The sequence below is a fragment of the Streptomyces sp. cf386 genome (assembly GCF_900103585.1).
Classification (GTDB): Bacteria; Actinomycetota; Actinomycetes; order Streptomycetales; family Streptomycetaceae; genus Streptomyces.
In genome coordinates, this window is the sequence record NZ_FNHV01000005.1 from 297,472 (window position 1) to 314,971 (window position 17,500).

A 17,500-nucleotide genomic window follows, 5' to 3' on the forward strand; every position below is an offset into this window, starting at 1 on the left:
ATGTGTTCTCTCCTTCGAGGAGTACCTCAATCTCCTCCGCGGCGCATGTGGACCTGTGGAGGAATGGGCCGGAGAAGTGGAGTCCGGCACGAGAGGAGACAGGGGCGGTGTCGATTCCCCTGGTGGTCGGCGTCGACGGGTCCGAGGCGAGCCTGGAGGCGGTGGACTGGGCCGCCGCCGAGGCGGTCCTGCACGACGTGGCGATCCACCTCCTGCACGCGGCCGCGAGGAACCACGAGGCATCCGAAGTGATCGGCGCTGCCGCGCAACGTGCCAGGAAGGGCGCTCCCGCAGCACGCCTGTCGAGCGAGGTGCTGCATGAGGACGCGGCATCCGCCCTGGTCGACAAGGGACGCAACGCCTTCGCGCTGGTGCTCGGACCCCGCGGGCTCGGAGACCTCGCCGGCATGCTCCTGGGCTCGGTCAGCCTGGCCGTGGCGGCACGAGCGGACTGCCCGGTAGTCGTGGTGCGCGGTGCGGCGGAGCACCGGGGTGCCCGGTTCGGGAGCGTCGTGGTCGGTGTCGAGGACGGGGACGGCAGCGGTACGGCTGTGCAGTTCGCGCTCCGCGAGGCTCGTGCGCGGGGCTGTCGGCTGGTGGCGGTGCACGCTTGGAGCACTCCGTTCGGTGCCCTCACCACACCTCAAGCCCCGCCCTGGTACGCCTTGGAGGCCCATCGACGACCGCCGGAGCAGGTGCTCGACGACGCCCTGCGCGGCGCCGCGGAGCGATACGCGGATGCCCCGGTGGCCCGAAGGGTGATCGAGGGACCGGCACGCCAGGCGCTGCTGGTGGCGGCGTCAGGAGCGGATCTGCTGGTCGTCGGCGCCCGCAGACGACAAGGGCACTTGGGTTTGCAGCTGGGCCTGATCAATCATGCGGTACTGCATCATGCGCCATGCCCGGTCGTGGTCGTTCCCCAGATATGACCGCGCACACCCGGCGGAGACGGATCATGTCGGCGGCCGACCCTTGCGGGGCCGGACGTCCCCCCTGCGGGGACTTTCGGCCCAGTGACCGCACTCCGCTGCCGTTCCATGGTGGGACGGAGAGACGGGGGAACGGACCAGCGACCTGCTGGAGGCCGACTCATGAGTGCACAAGGTTCGCCGTCCGCGTCCGGCCCACCCCCGCCGCACCAGGAGCACGCCCCAAAGGGGGCGAATCCCCTGAGGCGTACGTCCGACAGGGTCGAATCCTGGCTCCGCCGCTTCTTGATGCTCGTGTTCCTCCTCGGCCTGCCGGTGGCCGCGCTCAGTGCCGGGCTGACGGCGTACGAGTCGTCGATGCGTACTGTGCAGACCCAATCGGCGCAGCGGCAGGAGGTCACCGCCCGGCTGACGTCGGACGTCAGGGGCAATGCCGAAGAAGCGAAGCGACAGGCGCAGGTCCGCTGGACCGATGGCAATGGCACGGTGCGGACGGGAACCGCCTGGGTAGAGCCGGGAACGCCCAAGGGCGCGACCGTGCGGGTGTGGGTGGATCTGGACGGAACCATCACTGGTCCTCCGATGAACGCACTCAACGCCAGGACCACGGGATGGTTCGTGGGCGGTATGACGACGATCGGCGTGACCGCCGGGTTCTTCGCGGCGCGGGCAGGCATGCGCCACGTGTTGGACCGCAGAAGGTACGCGCAGTGGGAGGCCGAGTGGGATCTGGTGGAGCCCCTGTGGTCCGCGCGCTTCCGCAGGTGACGGACGGGTAGCTCGGGTGGAGGCTGGAGGAGGTGACCCCGATGTCCGATGCGATGACCACCGATCTGTACGAAGTCACGATGGCCATGTCCTATCTGCAGGAGGGCATGACCGGCCCGGCGACCTTCAGCCTCTTCGTCCGCGACCTGCCGCATGAGCGGGGCTTCCTGGTCGCGGCGGGGATGGAGTCGGCCCTGGACTACCTGTCCAGCCTCCGTGTCGACCCCGAGGACGTCGACGCCTTCGCTTCCGCCCTGCACCGGCCGCCCCGGGATCTTCGGGCCCTGCTCGGCCTGGAGTTCACGGGTGACGTGCGGGCCGTGCCGGAAGGGCGGATCGTGCTGGCGGGAGAGCCGCTGCTGGAGGTGACCGCGCCGCTTCCGCAGGCCCAGTTGGCCGAAACGTACGTGCTCAACCAGGTCAGCCATCAGACCGCGCTCGCCTCGAAGGCCGCGCGCTGCACTCTCGCCGCGGCCGGGCATCCCGTCGTGGACTTCTCCCTGCGGCGGGCCCACGGCCCGCAGTCCGGGTTCCAGGCCGCCCGCCTCGGTGCGATGGTCGGCTTCGCCGGGACCAGCAACGTGGCCGCAGCCACCGCTGTCGGCATACCTGCCGTCGGTACGATGGCGCATTCCTTCGTGGAGGCATTCGCCACCGAGGAGGGAGCGTTCCGCTCCTTCGCACGGTCCCACCCCGGGCCGGTGACCTTGCTGGTGGACACCTATGACACCGAGCAGGGCGTCCGCGTCGCGGCGCGCGTCCTGCGGGACCTGGACCGCGGGCCGGGCTCGGCCGTACGGCTGGACAGCGGCGACCTCGGGGCCCTGGCGGCGCGGGCACGGGCCATCCTCGACGGCGCGGGCATGCGGGACGTGCGAATCGTCGCGAGCGGCGGTCTCGACGAGTACGCCGTGGACGACCTGGTCCGCTCCGGCGCGCCGATCGACACGTACGCCGTCGGTACCCGCGTCGGGGTCTCGGCCGACGCCCCCTTCCTGGACTCCGCCTACAAGATGGTGCAGTACGACGGCCGACCGGTGATGAAGCTCTCCTCCGCGAAGGTCACGGCGCCCGGCCCCAAGCAGGTGTTCCGCCGTCCCGGGTACGCCGACGTGATCGGTCTGGCCGACGAGCAGCCACCTGACGACGGCAGGCCGTTGCTGGAGACGGTGATGCGGGGCGGGCGGCGAACCGGAGACAAGCCCACGCTCGACGCGTGCCGGGCAACGTTCTCCGCGGACCTGGGCGAACTGCCGTCGGCGGCCCGTCGGATCCGTGGGCCGGACGCGCCTCGCGCGACGGTGTCCGAGCTGCTGAGCGCACTCACCGCCCGAGTCCGACGCCGCATCGAGGAGGGTGCGTCGGCCCCCGCCCCACAGCCCTCGGACGCAGAACGTACCGCGTCCGGATCGCATCGGTTCGTACCGAGGTGAGGAGGCAGCGATGCCGCATACGGCTGAATGGAAGGTTCGTCTCCACCTCTTCGAGGACGACGAGGGGACGACGAAGGCACGCGTGGTGCTGGACACCGGCAGCACGACGCTCACCGGCCACGGTTCCGCGCACTGCAATCCGGCGGACATGAACGTGCCTGAGATCGGCGACGAGCTGGCGGCGAGCCGGGCTATGAACGACCTCGCCCAGCAGCTGCTGAACGTCGCCGAGCGCGACATCGAAGGCGTGGGCACGTCCCGGCCGAGCACCCGTGAGATCGCTGGATGGCCCATGTGAGCCCCTGGATCGGAAGGCAAGGAGGACCAGCCATGACACATCCCGTACGACGCAGCAGGGGCGCCCATCCCATGTGGGACCCCTTCCATGAGATCGAGGATCTCCGCACCCGCATGGACCGGCTCATGCATGCGACCTTCCCCATCGCCGGCTTCCCCGAGTTCGGCACCGCCGAGGCATGGGCGCCGCTGACCGACATCGAGGACACCGAGGACGCCTACCTGGTGGAGCTGGAGCTTCCCGGTCTGGACAAGGACCAGATCACCGTGGAGGTCGTCGAAGGCGAACTGGAGGTCCACGGTGAGATCAAGGAGAAGGAACGCGCCGGGGTGGTCCGCAGGCACACCCGCCACATCGGGCAGTTCGACTACCGCACCACTCTGCCGCCGAACGCGGACACCGAGCACGTCAGCGCGGATCTGACCAACGGAGTGCTCACGGTGCGCGTCCCCAAGACCGAGAGGGGAAAATCGCAGCGCGTCGAGATCACCGGCTGAGCCGAGGCCGGGCCGCCCGCTGTTCCGTACCGGGTTCGGCAGGCCGGCGCTCGTTTCCATGAAGGGCCGACGGTTCCGTCGCCGTCGGCCCTCACGCGACCACGGTCCTCTCAGCTGCCGCGTGGACTGCCCCTCAGATGGTCGGCGAACGCCGGGAGTCGTCCGTCCGGTACCCGACGTGCTCGGCGACCGACACCACGCCGTCGACGCTCCGGCACAGCCGCTCGATGACGGGGATCAGGCTCCTGAACTCGACGGAGCCACGGAGGCCGACGTGGCCCTCGTGCACCTCGACGGTCACCTCCGAGGTATCAAGCCCCATCGTCCGGCGCAGCACGTCCTCGGCGATCTCGTCACGGATGGCGTCGTCACGGCGCAGGAAGATCCGCAGCAGGTCGCCGCGGCTGACGATGCCCAGGAGCCGGTCCGCCTCGTCCACCACAGGCAGCCGCTTGACGTGGTGGGTCTCCATCAGACGGGCGGCCTCGACCACGTTCCACTCCGGACGTGCGCAGAGCGCCGGAGCCGACATCAGTTCCTCGGCGCGGGACCCCTCGGCCTTGGCCCGCTCCCATGCCTCCAGACGCGGAACCGGGGTCCGACCGGACGGGTCTGCCTGATCGGCGCTCTTGCGCAGCAGGTCGGCCTCGGACACCACGCCGACGGGATGGTCCCGATCGTCCACCACGGGTACGGCGGTGACGTCGTTCTCCGTCAGCAGCCTGACGATCTCTTTGAACGGCATGTCACGCCGCGCCCTGACGACGTCCCGGGTCATGAGCTCAGCGACCGTTCGGTGGTGCATGTTGCCTCCCGGATACGGGCCGCCTGCCTCGCGGATTCGGGGCTTTCGGCCCCATGCGGCGGCGTGTCGCACGTGGCACGTTGGATACAGCACCATTCTGAGGAGAGGGCGGCAATCATGCGAGCTCACCTCGGCGACCAGCTCGTCATCGAGAGCCCGGCGACCGGCGCCGGCAGGCGTGACGGCGAGATCGTCGGACTCCACCACGAGGACGGAACACCTCCCTACGACGTGCGCTGGTCGGACACGGACGAAGTGACACTCGTGTTCCCCGGGCCCGACGCGCACATCCACCATGTCGGGCATGGACAGCCCGTCACCGCTCACGAACCTTCCCGGCCGTACACGGGTGAGGCGGAGGCCGTCTCCGCGGCCGCCCAGCCGACCGGGACACCCAACCCCGGCGACATCGGCCGGCGCGTGGCCGTCGAACGCCGGAGGCAGAAGCTCAGCCGGGAGGAAACCGCCCGCCGCGCACGAATGTCTCCCGCCTATCTGGCGTACCTGGAGGAACGGCCCGCCGACCCGACTGTGACGACTCTCATCAGGCTGGCCGACGCGCTGGGTACCACCGTCAGCGCCCTGCGCGGAGGAGGGATCGATCTCCCGCCCGGTCAAGGCCACGCCCTGCTGCACCCTCAACTCCGCGACCTCGGCCCGGAGGAATGCCGCACCCTGCTCTCCACACACGGGGTGGGGCGTATCGCGGTGTCGACGTCCGACGGACGCCCTGCGGTCGTCCCGGTCAACTACGAGGTCGTCGACGACACGATCATGTTCCGGACCGCGCCCGACTCCGTGCCCGCGGCGGCTGTGGGAACAGATGTCGCCTTCGAGGTCGACCACCTCGACGAGGCTCTGAGCCAAGGCTGGAGCGTACTCGCGGTCGGCCCGGCAAGCGTCGTGACGGAGCCCGACGCCGTACAGAGGCTCTCGCAACGCGCCCACACCACGCCGTGGCCGGGCGGTCAACGCGAAATGTGGGTGTCGATCCGGCCTACGAGTCTCACAGGCCGCCGCATCACTCCGGCCGGTCAGTAGGCAGCCAGAGGCAGTGGCCTCGTCCCGGCTGTCGCCGACTCGCGAGGGGAGGCTCCGGTGAGCCGACAAGTGCGCCAACACACACCGTCCGACGAACAGGTGGCGGCCCTGGTCCACGACGCCGCGGCCGCCCCGTCGATGCACAACGCGCAGCCCTGGCGCTTCCGCTATTTCCGGGGCACCCGCACGTTCGAGCTGCGTGCCGACTTCGAGCGCGCCATGCCGCACTCCGACCCCGAGACCCGCGGCCTTCATCTCGGCTGCGGCGCTGCCCTGTTGAACCTGAGGATCGCCGTGGTCCACGAGGGCTGGCACCCGGAAACCCGGCTGCTACCCGACCCCACCGACCGGGCGCTGCTCGCGAGCGTGCAGTTGACCGGCTCCGCGGGCGACGAGGGCGATCTCGGCGCGCTGTATCCGGCGATCCATCAACGGCACAGCAGCCGCTACCCGTTCGAGGAGACGGAGATCCCCGAGACCGTGCGGGAAGCTCTCGGTACGGCCGCTCAAGATGAGGGAGCAGACCTGTCGTTCCCCAGTTCATGGCATCTGCAGGACGTACTGGAACTGGTCCAGGAAGCCGAAGCGCGAAACATCACCGATCCCGGCAGCGACCAGGACCTGGCGCAGTGGACCCAGACCGATGCCCCCTCGGTGAACACCGCCGACGACGGAGTCCCGCAGTACGCCTTCGGTCCGCGCAAGCGCGGGGGCAGGGCCCCCATGCGCGACTTCGCCGGCGCCCGGCAAGTGGCGGGACGAGACGCCGCGGACTTCGAACGCAACCCTCAACTGGCCCTCGTCAGCACGGTCCACGACCGCCCGGAGGACTGGCTCCGCGCCGGCCAGGCCATGGAACGCGTCCTGCTGCTGGCCACCCTCAGGGGTCTGTCCAGTTCCTTCGCCACCCAGCCCTTCGAATGGACGGACCTGCGCTGGCCGCTGCGCGACCCGGCGTCCGGTACGGGCTACCAGCAGTTGCTGCTGCGTCTGGGATACGGGCCCAAGGGCCCCCGCACACCGCGCCGCCCGGTGACGGAGGTACTCGACATCCAGCCCTGACCATGCCCAACCACGTGCTCAGATCACCGCGCGGTCTCCGGTCGGTCCGGGGCGGTGTCCTCGCCTCTGAGCCGGGATTCGACGTCCACCACGCCCTCCACAGCGCGGACGAGGCGCTCGGCAACCCAGACCAGCGAGGTGTCCTGGACCCGTCCGCGAAGCGTGACGACCCCGTCGTGCACGGACACGTGGATGGTGTGACTGAGTGCGGGGAACAGGTACGACACCACGGTGCGGCGGACTTCCTCCGCAATGTCCTCGTCAGACCGCAGAAAGACCTTCAGCAGGTCGGCACGGCCGACGATGCCCTGCAGCCGGTCCTCGTCATCGACCACGGGCAGCCGTTTGAGGCGCTTCACGGCCATGATCCGGCTTGCCTGGGCCAGGGTGACGTCGGGATGGACCGTGACCGCGGGAGTGCTCATGAGTTCCTCAGCGGTCACCGCACCCGCCTTGGCGAAATCGGACGGGCGCCGGACCTGTTCGGAGCGGGTGAGGTCGCCCTCCCGGAACTCCTCCTTGAGCAGCAGGTCGGCCTCGGAGACCACACCGATGACCCGCCCGTCGCCCTCCACGACCGGTACGGCACTGACCTTCCACTGCTCCATCGCCCGCACGATCTCCTTGAACCGCGCGTCCCGTCCGACGGCCACCACGGGCAGGGTCATCACATCACTCACGATGTGCGGAGTGTCAGGCATGTCCTGGGTCCTTCGGGGGCGCACCGGAGGAGGTGGTTCGGCTGTATGTCTCCAGCATCACCGCATCTCGGTGTACCGCAATCCGACCGAGGGCCGCCCGGGCCGAGAGCTGGTCCGTATCCGTATGTCGCGGCGGTCCGCGGCCGGTGCGACGGTAGTCACAGGGGGTCTCTCAGCAGCCGGACGGATAAGGCGGTGGCGGCGATGGAACTCCCGCTGGTCGTGGGCGTCGACGGATCGGACTCAAGTCTGCTGGCGGTCGACTGGGCGGTGGACGAAGCGGCACGCCACGGGCTGCCGCTGCGCTTGCTCTACGCCTCCCTCTGGGAGCGTTACGAGGGAAGCCGGCCGTCCCTCAGCACCGATCGTCCTGCTGAGGAGGTCATGGTGCAGCACATCATCGCCTCCTGCACGGAACGTGCCCGGCTTCGCAATCCCGAGGTGAAGGCGTCGGGCGAGGCACTTCCCGACGATGCCGTGTCCGTGCTGCTGGGGGCAGGGCACGAGGCGTTCGCCCTGGTCACGGGCTCCCGCGGGCGCGGCGAGTTCGCCGGGCTGCTGCTGGGGTCGGTCAGCCTCGCGGTGGCGGCTCGCGCAGTGTGCCCGGTCATCGTGGTCCGTGGCTCGGAGCGGAACCTTCGAGGATCCTTCGGCAGGGTCGTGGTGGGCGTCGGCGACTCGACCGACGGCGAGGGCGCCGTACGGTTCGCCGCCCGCGAGGCCAAGGCGCGCGGCTGTGCCCTGACGGCCGTACGGACCTGGCGCAGCCCGGCTCACGAGCACGCAGACCTTCCCCTGATCGCGGACGACGCCACAGGGGCGCATGAGGAGCAGGCTTCCAACCGCCTCACCGACGCGCTCCGAGAGACCGTACAAGAGCACCCCGAGGTCGAAGTACACCGTCGGCCGGTCGAAGGCCCCGCCCACCGCGTCCTGCTGAAGGCATCGACCGATGCCGACCTGATCGTCGTCGGCGCACTGCGCCGCCACGGTCACTTCGGTCTGCAACTCGGCAGGGTCGCTCACGCCTTGCTGCACCACTCCGAGTGCCCGGTCGCCGTCATTCCGCAAAGAGTCTGAGGTTTCGCCGCGCGGGCCAGGGCTCCCACGGTTTCTCAAGGAGAGAGCAGGGCGGCGGATGTCGGAGTGGACGTGGCAGTGGGAGGGCTACGACCCCGTGGCCGAGCGGTTGCGTGAATCGCTCTGCACGCTCGGCAACGGCTACTTCGCCACGCGGGGCGCCGTGCCCGAGTGCCGGGCGGGTTTGGTGCACTGCCCGGGAACCTATGCGGCCGGGTGCTACGACCGCCTGGAGTCGACCGTGGCGGGGCGACAAGTGGTGAACGAGGACCTGGTCAACCTCCCGAACTGGCTGCCCCTGCGGTTCCGTCTGCGCCGCGCCGCGGGGCCGTGGGGCCCGTGGTTCTCCCCCGACGCGCACGCCCTCCTGGACCACCGGCACACCCTGGACCTGTGTCACGCCACACTCACCCGCTCATTCCGCCACCGGGACGACCAGCGGGGCATGCTCGGCGTTGAGCAGACCCGCCTGGTGCACATGGGGGACCCACACCTGTCTGCGCTGCAGACGGTCTTCACGGCCGAGGACTGGTCGGGAGAGATCGAGATAGAGTCCTGTCTCGACGGCGAGGTGATCAACAGCAATGTTCACCGCTACCGCGCCCTCAACCGGCGCCATGTGACCCGTGTACGGACAGGGACACAGGAGCCCCACACGGTCTGGCTGAGCTGCCGGACCAGTACTTCGGACATCGGTGTCGCCATGGCCGCCCGGACGGTCGCCGTCGGCCGGCCGACGGCCTTGTCGGAGCTTCGACCGGCCCGCCGCCGTGCCGTCCACCGCCTGGTGGCCCCGATCGCTCCCGGCCGACCCGTCGCCGTGGAGAAGACCGTGGCGCTGCACACCTCACGCGACACGGCGATCAGCGACCCGCTCGGCGAAGCGGTCGACCGGGTGTCCACCGCGGCGGGCTTCCCGGCCCTGCTGGACTCCCACGTCGCCGCTTGGGAGCGGCTGTGGCGGCACGCGGACATCCAGGTGCCGGACCAGGCCGGTCGCATACTGCGCTTCCACCTCTTTCACGTCCTGCAGACGCTGTCACCGCACACCGCGGATCTCGACGTGGGCGTACCGGCGCGCGGGCTGCACGGCGAGGCGTACCGGGGGCATGTCTTCTGGGACGAGCTGTTCGTCCTGCCGTATCTCAACCTGCACTTCCCGGAGGTCTCCCGGGCGCTGCTGAACTACCGCCACCGGCGGCTTCCGCGGGCCTGCCGGGCGGCTGCCGCGATCGGCCGGGCCGGGGCGATGTATCCGTGGCAGAGCGGCAGCGACGGCCGCGAGGAATCCCAGGGGTGGCATCTCAACCCCCGCTCCGGGCGCTGGCTGCCGGACCACTCCCGGCTCCAGCACCACGTGGGCTCGGCGATCGCCTACAACGTGTGGCAGTACTGCGAGGCCACCGGCGACACCGAGTTCCTGCACACCAAGGGCGCCGAGATGCTGTTGCAGATCGCCCGCTTCTGGGCGGACAAGGCCGTCTACGACGACAGCCTCGGACGGCACCGCATCAGGGGCGTGGTCGGCCCCGACGAGTACCACGACGCCTACCCGGGTGCCGCGCGGCCGGGACTGGACGACAACGCGTACACCAACGTCACCGCCGCCTGGGTCCTCACCCGCGCCCTGGACCTGCTGCGCCGCCTCCCCGCCTGGCGCCGGGAGGAACTGTTCGATCGCATCCGGCTGGACGGCGACGAACTCCCGAAGTGGGAGGAGATCTCCCGGCGGCTGCGAGTGCCGTTCCACCAGGGCGTCATCAGCCAGTTCGAGGGCTACGACGACCTCGCAGAGCTCGACTGGGCCGCCTACCGGGCGCGCCACACCAGCATCCGGCGGCTGGACCGGATCCTCGAGGCCGAGGGCGACACGGTCAACCGCTACAAGGCGTCCAAACAGGCCGATGTCCTCATGCTCGGCCACCTGTTCTCGCCCGCCGAGCTGCGGACCCTGTTCCGGCGCCTCGGGTACGACCTGGACGATGAGGTCTGGCGCCGGACCGTCGACTACTACCTGCAGCGCACAAGCCACGGCTCCACACTCAGCGGGCTCGTTCACGGCCTGGTCCTCGCCAGGGCCAGGCGAGCGGAGGCGTGGAGTTACGTCCAGGAGGCCCTGGAGGCAGACATCGCCGACATCCAGGGAGGCACAACCGGCGAAGGCATCCACCTTGGGGCGATGGCCGGAACCCTCGACCTGGTCCAGCGGGGTCTGACGGGACTGGGGACACGCGAGGACGCCCTGTGGCTGGACCCGGTGCCTCTTCCGGCGCTCTCCGAGTACGGATTCTCGCTGCGTTACCGCGGTCACTGGGGTGTCGGCATACGGCGCCGGAGCGGACAGCTGGAGATCAGCGTGCCCGACTCGGAAGAGTCACCGATCCGCGTGGTGCTGGCCGACCGGGCGGTCACCATCGCGCCCGGGGAGACCTGCACGCTCATGCTGCCGACGAGTTGATCCACGGCGGTGGGCGTGCCGGGCTCCGCGTCTGCCGCGTGATCCGTCAGTTTGGGGCCTGGGCTCCGAAAGCGGGGCTCCGCGCCGGGTGACAGTGCTGTGGGAGACGTGCATGAAGTGGTTGGTCTCGCTGGTCGGTGCCGGGCTCGTCATGGTCAGCCTGCGGGACCTTTTCCACACTCTTTGGCACCCCACCCGCCACGGCGGCCTGAGCCGCCTCGTGATGACAGCGATGTGGCGGCTGGCCCGGCGCTTTCGTGCGCGCAGACGAGTGGTCGGGCTTGTCGGACCGCTCGCCATGGTGACGGTGGTGGGCATGTGGGCCGGGACCGTCATCATCGGCTGGGCCGTCGTCTACTGGCCACACATGCCGGAGTCGTTCACTTTCTCTCCCGGTTCCAAAGCGGCACGGGAGCCGGCAATGCTCGACTCCCTGTACCTCTCCCTCGTCACGGTGGCCACCCTGGGCCTGGGAGACATCGCACCCGACGAGGGCTGGCTGCGCCTGGTCTCACCGCTGGAAGCGCTCATCGGCTTCGCCCTCCTGACGGCTACAGTCTCCTGGGTGCTGGAGATCTACCCCGCGCTGACCCGCAGGAGGGTCCTCGCCATCCGGCTGGCGCTGCTGCGCGACGCAGGCCCGACGACCGGACAACTCGACTCCACCGCGGGAGCCCTGCTCCTGGACAGCCTGGCCACCGAAGTCGTACGCGTCCGCATCGACTTCACCCAGTACGCCGAGGCGTACTACTTCCATGACGGCGAGGACCACTCGTCACTGGCGGCCATGGTGGGCTACGCCACCGCCCTCGCCGAGCGCGGACAAGCCGCGCGACGGTCAGAGGTACGACTGGCCGGTGACCTGCTCGCCGGTGCGCTGGCAGACCTCGCCGCCATCCTTGACCAGCGTTTCCTCCACACGGGAGGACCACCGGCGGAAGTGTTCGCCGCGTACGCCGCCGACCATGGCCGCGGCCGTGCGCAGCCCTGAGCGAGGGTGCCCTCTGCGATGGCGGGATCCGTCGTCCACGGGGTATCCGGGTTCACCCGGGAGCGGTTGATGGCGCCCGGAGCACAGAACCGTTCGGACATGGCTCTGCCATGGCACGTCACGGCGCTGATCCTCGGCCCCACCCAGCTGGGCGTGACACTTGGCTCCCAGGCTCGTCCTGGCGCCTCACCAACCCGTTCGTGCTGGTAGCCGGCTGCCCGGCACTGCGCCTCCAGGCAGCCGGAGTCTGTCTCCCGCTGCAACAAGACTTGTTGGCACGGAGCCACTTCCGCCCACCGACCTGGCATTCGCACCGCGCTGTCGGGCCTCGGCCCCATGTCGACATGCAGCCATGGAGCCCGCCACCGCTCGGGTGACGTGCCCGCCTGTCCCCCGGCATGCGCGCAGGAGGCGAAGAACCCAAACTGTTCTGGAGGAGTACCGGTCGGGGCGAGCCAGGCTCCCAGGGCTCTCCCCGCGCGGACAACGACGCTCGAAGGAGACGGCCATGCCCACTGCCCGGGAGATCATGCACAGCGGTGCCACCTGCATCCGGGAGAACGAGACGCTTCAGGACGCGGCACTCAGGATGAAGGAACTGGACGTCGGAGCCCTCCCGATCTGCGGCGAGGACGACAGACTCCACGGGATCATCACGGACCGCGACATAGTGGTGAAGTGCCTCGCCAAGGGCAAGGACCCCCGGACGGTGACCGCGGGCATGCTCGAACAGGGCAAGCCGATCACGATCGACGCCGGGGCCAATGCCGACCAGGTCCTCCATGCAATGGAAGAGCACAGGATCAGGCGGTTGCCCGTCATCGACAACCGTCGCCTCGTCGGCATGATCAGCGAGGCGGACCTCGCACGTCACCTGCCCGAGGACCAGGTGGGCCACTTCGTCGAGGTCGTCTGCGCGACCGCCTGACCGACCGGCGGACGCGATCATCCCGCCGTCACTCGTACCGCCGTGACCTTGTACTCGGGACAGGATGTGACGGTGTCCGCGTGTTCGGAGGTCAGGCGGTTCACCCCACTCGCGGGGAAATGGAACGAGCAGAACACCTGCCCTGGAGCTGTTTGTTCGCCGACCCTGGCGATGAGCCGGGCTTGGCCGTGCCGACTCTCCACGGTGACCTGCGCCCCGTCTCGGACGCCGTATCGGACGGCGTCGTCGAGGTGCAGGTCGAGGAAGTCGACCGGGTCGAGCGCGAGGTTGGCGCCGCGGCGGGTCATGCTGCCGGAGTTGTAGTGCGCCCAGCGCCGCCCGGTGACCAGGACGAGCGGATAGGCGTCGTCGGGGTTTTCCCCGGGTGGGAGATAGGGCGCCGCGGCGAGGTGGGCCCGCCCGTCCGGCGTGGCGAACTGTTCCTCGTAGAGCTTGGCCTGCCCCGGCCGACCGGGGTCCGGGCAGGGCCACGGCACCGCGCCCTCCCGGTCCAGCCGCTCGTGCGAGAGACCCGCGAAGACGGGTGCGACCCGACCCGACTCGGCCAGGGCGTCAGCCGGAGCCGAGCAGCCCAGGTCAGCTCCCATCAGCACGGCGAGGGCGCGTACGACGTCGAAGTCGCTGCGTGCCTCGCCCGGCGGGTTCACGGCCGGGCGGACCCGCTGGAACCGGCGGTCGAAGTTGACGAATGTGCCGTCCTTCTCCAGCCAGGACGCGACCGGCAGCACGATGTCGGCGTGGCGGGCGGTCTCGGACAGGAACAGTTCGTTGCACACCACGAGTGGGCACGCGTCCAGGGCCTCGGCCACCCGGTTCGCGTCGGGATCGGTGGCGCAGACGTCCTCTCCGATGACCCACAGCGCCCGCAGCTCCCCCGCCCGTGCCGCGGCGAACATGTCCGGGATCCGCATGCCGGGCCGTTCGGGGACCCGTACACCCCACACCGCCTCGGCCCGCGACCGCACCGCGGCGTCGGTCACCTTCCCGTAGCCGGGCAGCAAGTCGGGCAGCGCCCCCATGTCGGAGGCGCCCTGGACGTTGTTCTGGCCGCGCAGCGGGTTGACGCCGTGCCCGCGGTGGGTGCCCACGGCACCCCGCAGGATCGCCAGGTTGGCCAGTGACCGCACCCCGTCCGTGCCGTGCAGGTGCTCGGTGACGCCCAGACCGTAGACGATCGCGGGCTGCCGGGCACGGCCGTACAGTCGGGCGGCGGCGATCAGGTCCGCGGCGGGCACCCCGGTGATGTCCGCGACCCGGTCGGGCGGGTAGTCGTCCAGGAGGTGGGCGAGCTCTGGCAGGCCGGTGGCCCGCTCGCGCAGGAACTCCTCGTCGGTCAGTCCTTCGGCGAGCAGGACGTGGGCGAGACCGTGGAAGAGCGCCACGTTGGTGCCGGGGCGGGGCCGCAGGTGTACGTCGGCGTGCAGAGCGAGGCCCACGGCACGGGGATCGGCGACGACCAACTTGGCCCCGCGCAGGACCTGCCGGATCAGGCGTGCTCCGACCACCGGGTGGGCTTCGACGGGATTGGCCCCTACCACCAGCAGGCAGTCCGACCGCTCGACGTCGTCGAAGCTGTCGGTGCCGCCGGACAGCCCGAAGGAGGCGGTCAGGCCAGCGGCGGACGGGGAGTGGCACAGTCGCGAGCAGTTGTCGACGTTGTTCGTGCCGATGACGACCCGCATGAACTTCTGGACGAGGTAGTTCTCCTCGTTGGTGGCACGGGCCGAGGAGATCGCCGCCACGGCGTCCGGCCCGCCGGTGTCAGCGGCCTCGCTCAGGCCCCTGGCCACATGGCCGAGCGCCTCATCCCAGCCGACGGGTTCCAGGCGGCCGTTGCGGCGCAACAGGGGCCGGGTGAGGCGGTCGGGAGAGGTGAGATAGCCGTGGGCGAAGCGGCCCTTGACGCAGGCGTGGCCCTGGTTGACCGGGCCGTCCCGGGCCGGCAGGACCGCCGTGACTTGGCCGTCGGACGTGATGACGTCCAGGGCACAGCCGACACCGCAGTATCCGCACGTCGTGCGGATGGCGGCCGGCAAATGGGCGGAGGTGAGCCCACGCCCCGGTCCGGGCTCGGTGATCGCGCCGGTGGGGCAGGTATCGATGCAGCCGCCGCAGGCCACGCAGTCCGACTCGGCCCACGGCCCGCCGGTGCCGGGAGCAACGACGGTGTCACCGCCCCGGCCGGTCAGGGTCAGGGCAAAGGTGCCCTGCACCTCGGCGCACATGCGGACGCACCGACCGCAGGCGATGCACAGGTCCCGGTCCAGGTGCACATACGGGTGGGAGTCGTCCCCACCCCGCCCTCCCGCGCCCTGGGCCGTCTCGGGGCCCAAGCCCATCGACCGGCAGGCCTGCGCCAGCTCGCTGAGGTTGTCCTGGCTGAGCGCGCGGGGCGGCAGGGCGGAGGCGATGAGCGCCACCGCGTCCCGGCGCAACTGCCGGAGCTCCTCGGTGTCTGCTTCGATGCGCACGCCTGACACGGCCGGGGTCACACAGGCCGCCACGATCTGGCCATCGGCCCTTACGAGACATGTACGGCAGGAGCCGGCGGGGCTCAGCCGGTCGTCGAAGCAGAGAGCAGGCAGCGCGGCGCCGGCCACCCGCACGGCCGAGAGCAGTGAGGCACCCGCGGGGACTTCGACATCCGCCCCGTCGACCTCGATCTCGATCTCGATCACGACCCCCATCCCCGCAGCCGATCGCCGTAGGCGCGGGTGAGACTGTGCACCGCTGAAGGAATGCGCCGCCCGAAGCCACACAGACTCGCCTCGGCCAGCACACGACCGAGCCGTCCCCATTCCGGTCCGGGCGGGGCCCCGGCGGACGCAAGCTCCAGGCCACGTCGCGAGCCCACGCGGCAGGGCGAGCAGGCACCACAGCTCTCCGCCGCGGCGAACTGCCAGATGTGCCGGAGTAGTTCCTCGGGAGTCACACGCTGGTCGAAGGCGACCAGTCCGGCGTGGCCGAGTGCGGCGCCCCGGGCCGTGAGGTCGGCACTGGTCAGCGGGACATCCAGCGCGTTTGCGGCGAGGAAGCCGCCCAGCGGTCCGCCGACCTGCACGGAACTCAACTCGGCGCCCTCCTTCAGGCCGCCGCCCAGCTCGTTGACGATCCGAACCAGTGGGGTGCCCAGTTCCACCTCGTACGCCCCCGGCCGGGCGAACCGCTCGGACAGGCAGACCAGCTTCGTCCCGGTCTCGCCCGGAACCCCGCGCTCGGCGTATACCTCTCCGCCGCGGGAGACGATCCACGGGACGGAGGCAAGGGTCTCGACGTTGTTCACCACCGTCGGCACGTCCCACAGCCCGCGCCGGGTCGGGTAGGGCGGACGCGGCCGTGCGCAGCCACGGTCCCCCTCCAGGCTCGCGATCAGGGCGGTCTCCTCGCCCGCGACATACGACCCGGCGCCCTGCACCACCTGCACCTCCAAGGCGATGTCCGTGCCGTGAACGGACGGCCCCAAGTGCCCGTCCGCGTAAGCCCGCCCGACCGCTTCCCGCATCCGCGCCAGCGCCCGCGGATACTCCGAGCGCACCAGGATCACACCCCGTTCTGCCCCGCACGCGAAGCAGGCCAGGGCCAGGCCCTCCAGGACCCGCTCCGGCTCCGCCTCCATGAGCAGCCGGTCGGCGTAGGAACCGGGGTCGCCCTCGTCTCCGTTGGCCACCACCACGGTGCCGGGAGCCCGGCCGGCCGCCTCCCATTTCGCGGCCACCCGGAACCCCGCTCCGCCACGGCCTCGCAGTCCCGATGCGGCGACCTCCGACTGGACCGTGTCGGCGGAACCGGTCGTCACCATCCGCGGCCACACCTGCCACGTGGGCTCCCCGGCCACCACTCCGCCCAGGAGCACTGGGTTGCCCGTCTCGTCGGCCACCGGAATCTCGGGCACCCGAGGAGGCTCACGTCCCGCGAGCTGACCGGCCAGCGTCGGGCCCGTGCAGGGCTTGTCGCCATCGAGCGCGGCGGGACCTGCGTAGCAGTACCCCAGACAGCGGACGGCCTGCAGTGACGTCGCCCCGTCCGGTGAGACCGCGTCCGCGTCGACACCCAGCTCGCGTTCCACATCGTCGAGATGCCGTCCGGCCTGCGCGGCGAAGCACGCCGTCGCAGCGCAGATGCGCACATGACGGCGGCCATGCGGAGCGGCAAGGTCCGCGTAGTAGCTGGCTGGTCCCAGGGCGGCGGCAGCGGGCAGACCAACAGCGGCGGCTGCCGCCGGAGCCCAGGCCTCTGGGCTGTCCGCCGTATCGGCCCTGACCGCGGCCAGCGACTCGATCAGCCGGCCTCCTGGCCGCCCACGCCGATCGTCCAAGGCTCGGAACGCGTCGAAACGGTCCATGGGACCAACGGGAGCCATGTCCTCATCGTGGCGGCGGCCAGACGTGGCCGCAATTCCGGCATTGGCGCTTGCGTGCGACCGCAGCAGCGGCAGTGGGGCCACGGGGGCGGGGTAGCGGGGCCTGCCACATGGCTCCGAGTGCTGTC

15 protein-coding genes are annotated in these 17,500 nt (G+C 70.5%); 11 read left to right on the plus strand and 4 right to left on the minus strand.

Annotated elements, in window-relative coordinates:
* Positions 1–107: 107 nt before the first annotated feature.
* From BLU79_RS15275 to BLU79_RS15295, 5 genes are all read left to right on the plus strand, one after another.
* Positions 108–929, plus strand: coding sequence for a universal stress protein (locus tag BLU79_RS15275; RefSeq protein WP_093906284.1), 822 nt, complete (start codon positions 108–110; stop codon positions 927–929).
* 288 nt (positions 930–1,217) lie between these two features.
* The gene (locus tag BLU79_RS15280) at positions 1,218–1,697 is read left to right on the plus strand and encodes an Rv1733c family protein (protein ID WP_371131869.1); all 480 of its coding nucleotides are present in this window, start codon (positions 1,218–1,220) and stop codon (positions 1,695–1,697) included.
* Between the two features lie 41 nt (positions 1,698–1,738).
* Entirely contained in the window at positions 1,739–3,130 is a 1,392-nt protein-coding gene (locus tag BLU79_RS15285; protein ID WP_093906286.1) for a nicotinate phosphoribosyltransferase, read from the plus strand.
* Between the two features lie 10 nt (positions 3,131–3,140).
* Positions 3,141–3,428 carry a DUF1876 domain-containing protein gene (locus BLU79_RS15290; RefSeq protein ID WP_093906287.1) on the plus strand — a complete coding sequence of 96 codons (288 nt, stop codon included), beginning with the start codon at positions 3,141–3,143 and terminating at the stop codon, positions 3,426–3,428.
* A gap of 32 nt (positions 3,429–3,460) precedes the next feature.
* Positions 3,461–3,925: an Hsp20/alpha crystallin family protein gene (locus BLU79_RS15295; RefSeq protein WP_093906288.1), complete on the plus strand. Its 465-nt coding sequence runs from the start codon at positions 3,461–3,463 to the stop codon at positions 3,923–3,925.
* Positions 3,926–4,058: 133 nt separating this feature from the next.
* Here BLU79_RS15295 and BLU79_RS15300 read toward each other — a convergent pair whose 3' ends face one another.
* The gene (locus tag BLU79_RS15300) at positions 4,059–4,730 is read right to left on the minus strand and encodes a CBS domain-containing protein (protein ID WP_093906289.1); all 672 of its coding nucleotides are present in this window, start codon (positions 4,728–4,730) and stop codon (positions 4,059–4,061) included.
* A 117-nt stretch (positions 4,731–4,847) separates the two neighbouring features.
* Here BLU79_RS15300 and BLU79_RS15305 point away from each other — a divergent pair, with 117 nt between their 5' ends.
* The gene (locus BLU79_RS15305; RefSeq protein ID WP_093906290.1) at positions 4,848–5,771 is read left to right on the plus strand and encodes a pyridoxamine 5'-phosphate oxidase family protein; all 924 of its coding nucleotides are present in this window, start codon (positions 4,848–4,850) and stop codon (positions 5,769–5,771) included.
* A 138-nt stretch (positions 5,772–5,909) separates the two neighbouring features.
* Positions 5,910–6,833: an Acg family FMN-binding oxidoreductase gene (locus BLU79_RS15310; protein WP_093906482.1), complete on the plus strand. Its 924-nt coding sequence runs from the start codon at positions 5,910–5,912 to the stop codon at positions 6,831–6,833.
* Positions 6,834–6,856: 23 nt separating this feature from the next.
* Here the strand turns inward: BLU79_RS15310 and BLU79_RS15315 are convergent, their stop codons facing one another.
* Positions 6,857–7,534, minus strand: coding sequence for a CBS domain-containing protein (locus tag BLU79_RS15315; protein ID WP_177001028.1), 678 nt, complete (start codon positions 7,532–7,534; stop codon positions 6,857–6,859).
* A gap of 204 nt (positions 7,535–7,738) precedes the next feature.
* On the opposite strand from BLU79_RS15315, the gene BLU79_RS15320 reads away from it, so the two are divergent.
* From BLU79_RS15320 to BLU79_RS15335, 4 genes are all read left to right on the plus strand, one after another.
* Positions 7,739–8,614, plus strand: coding sequence for a universal stress protein (locus tag BLU79_RS15320; RefSeq protein ID WP_093906484.1), 876 nt, complete (start codon positions 7,739–7,741; stop codon positions 8,612–8,614).
* Positions 8,615–8,672: 58 nt separating this feature from the next.
* Positions 8,673–11,072 carry a glycoside hydrolase family 65 protein gene (locus BLU79_RS15325; protein WP_093906291.1) on the plus strand — a complete coding sequence of 800 codons (2,400 nt, stop codon included), beginning with the start codon at positions 8,673–8,675 and terminating at the stop codon, positions 11,070–11,072.
* A gap of 112 nt (positions 11,073–11,184) precedes the next feature.
* Positions 11,185–12,063, plus strand: a complete 879-nt coding sequence (locus BLU79_RS15330; RefSeq protein ID WP_093906292.1) for a potassium channel family protein — start codon at positions 11,185–11,187, stop codon at positions 12,061–12,063.
* A 508-nt stretch (positions 12,064–12,571) separates the two neighbouring features.
* Positions 12,572–12,991, plus strand: a complete 420-nt coding sequence (locus BLU79_RS15335; protein WP_093906293.1) for a CBS domain-containing protein — start codon at positions 12,572–12,574, stop codon at positions 12,989–12,991.
* 17 nt (positions 12,992–13,008) lie between these two features.
* On the opposite strand, the gene fdhF is transcribed toward BLU79_RS15335, so the two are convergent.
* Together fdhF and BLU79_RS15345 are read right to left on the minus strand one after the other, a co-directional pair.
* Positions 13,009–15,690 (minus strand): formate dehydrogenase subunit alpha, encoded by a 2,682-nt coding sequence (gene fdhF / locus BLU79_RS15340; protein WP_256333316.1) that lies wholly within the window; start codon positions 15,688–15,690, stop codon positions 13,009–13,011.
* Positions 15,687–17,372, minus strand: coding sequence for an NAD(P)H-dependent oxidoreductase subunit E (locus BLU79_RS15345; RefSeq protein WP_093906295.1), 1,686 nt, complete (start codon positions 17,370–17,372; stop codon positions 15,687–15,689). The genes fdhF and BLU79_RS15345 overlap by 4 nt, the downstream gene beginning before the upstream one ends.
* Positions 17,373–17,500 lie beyond the last annotated feature (128 nt).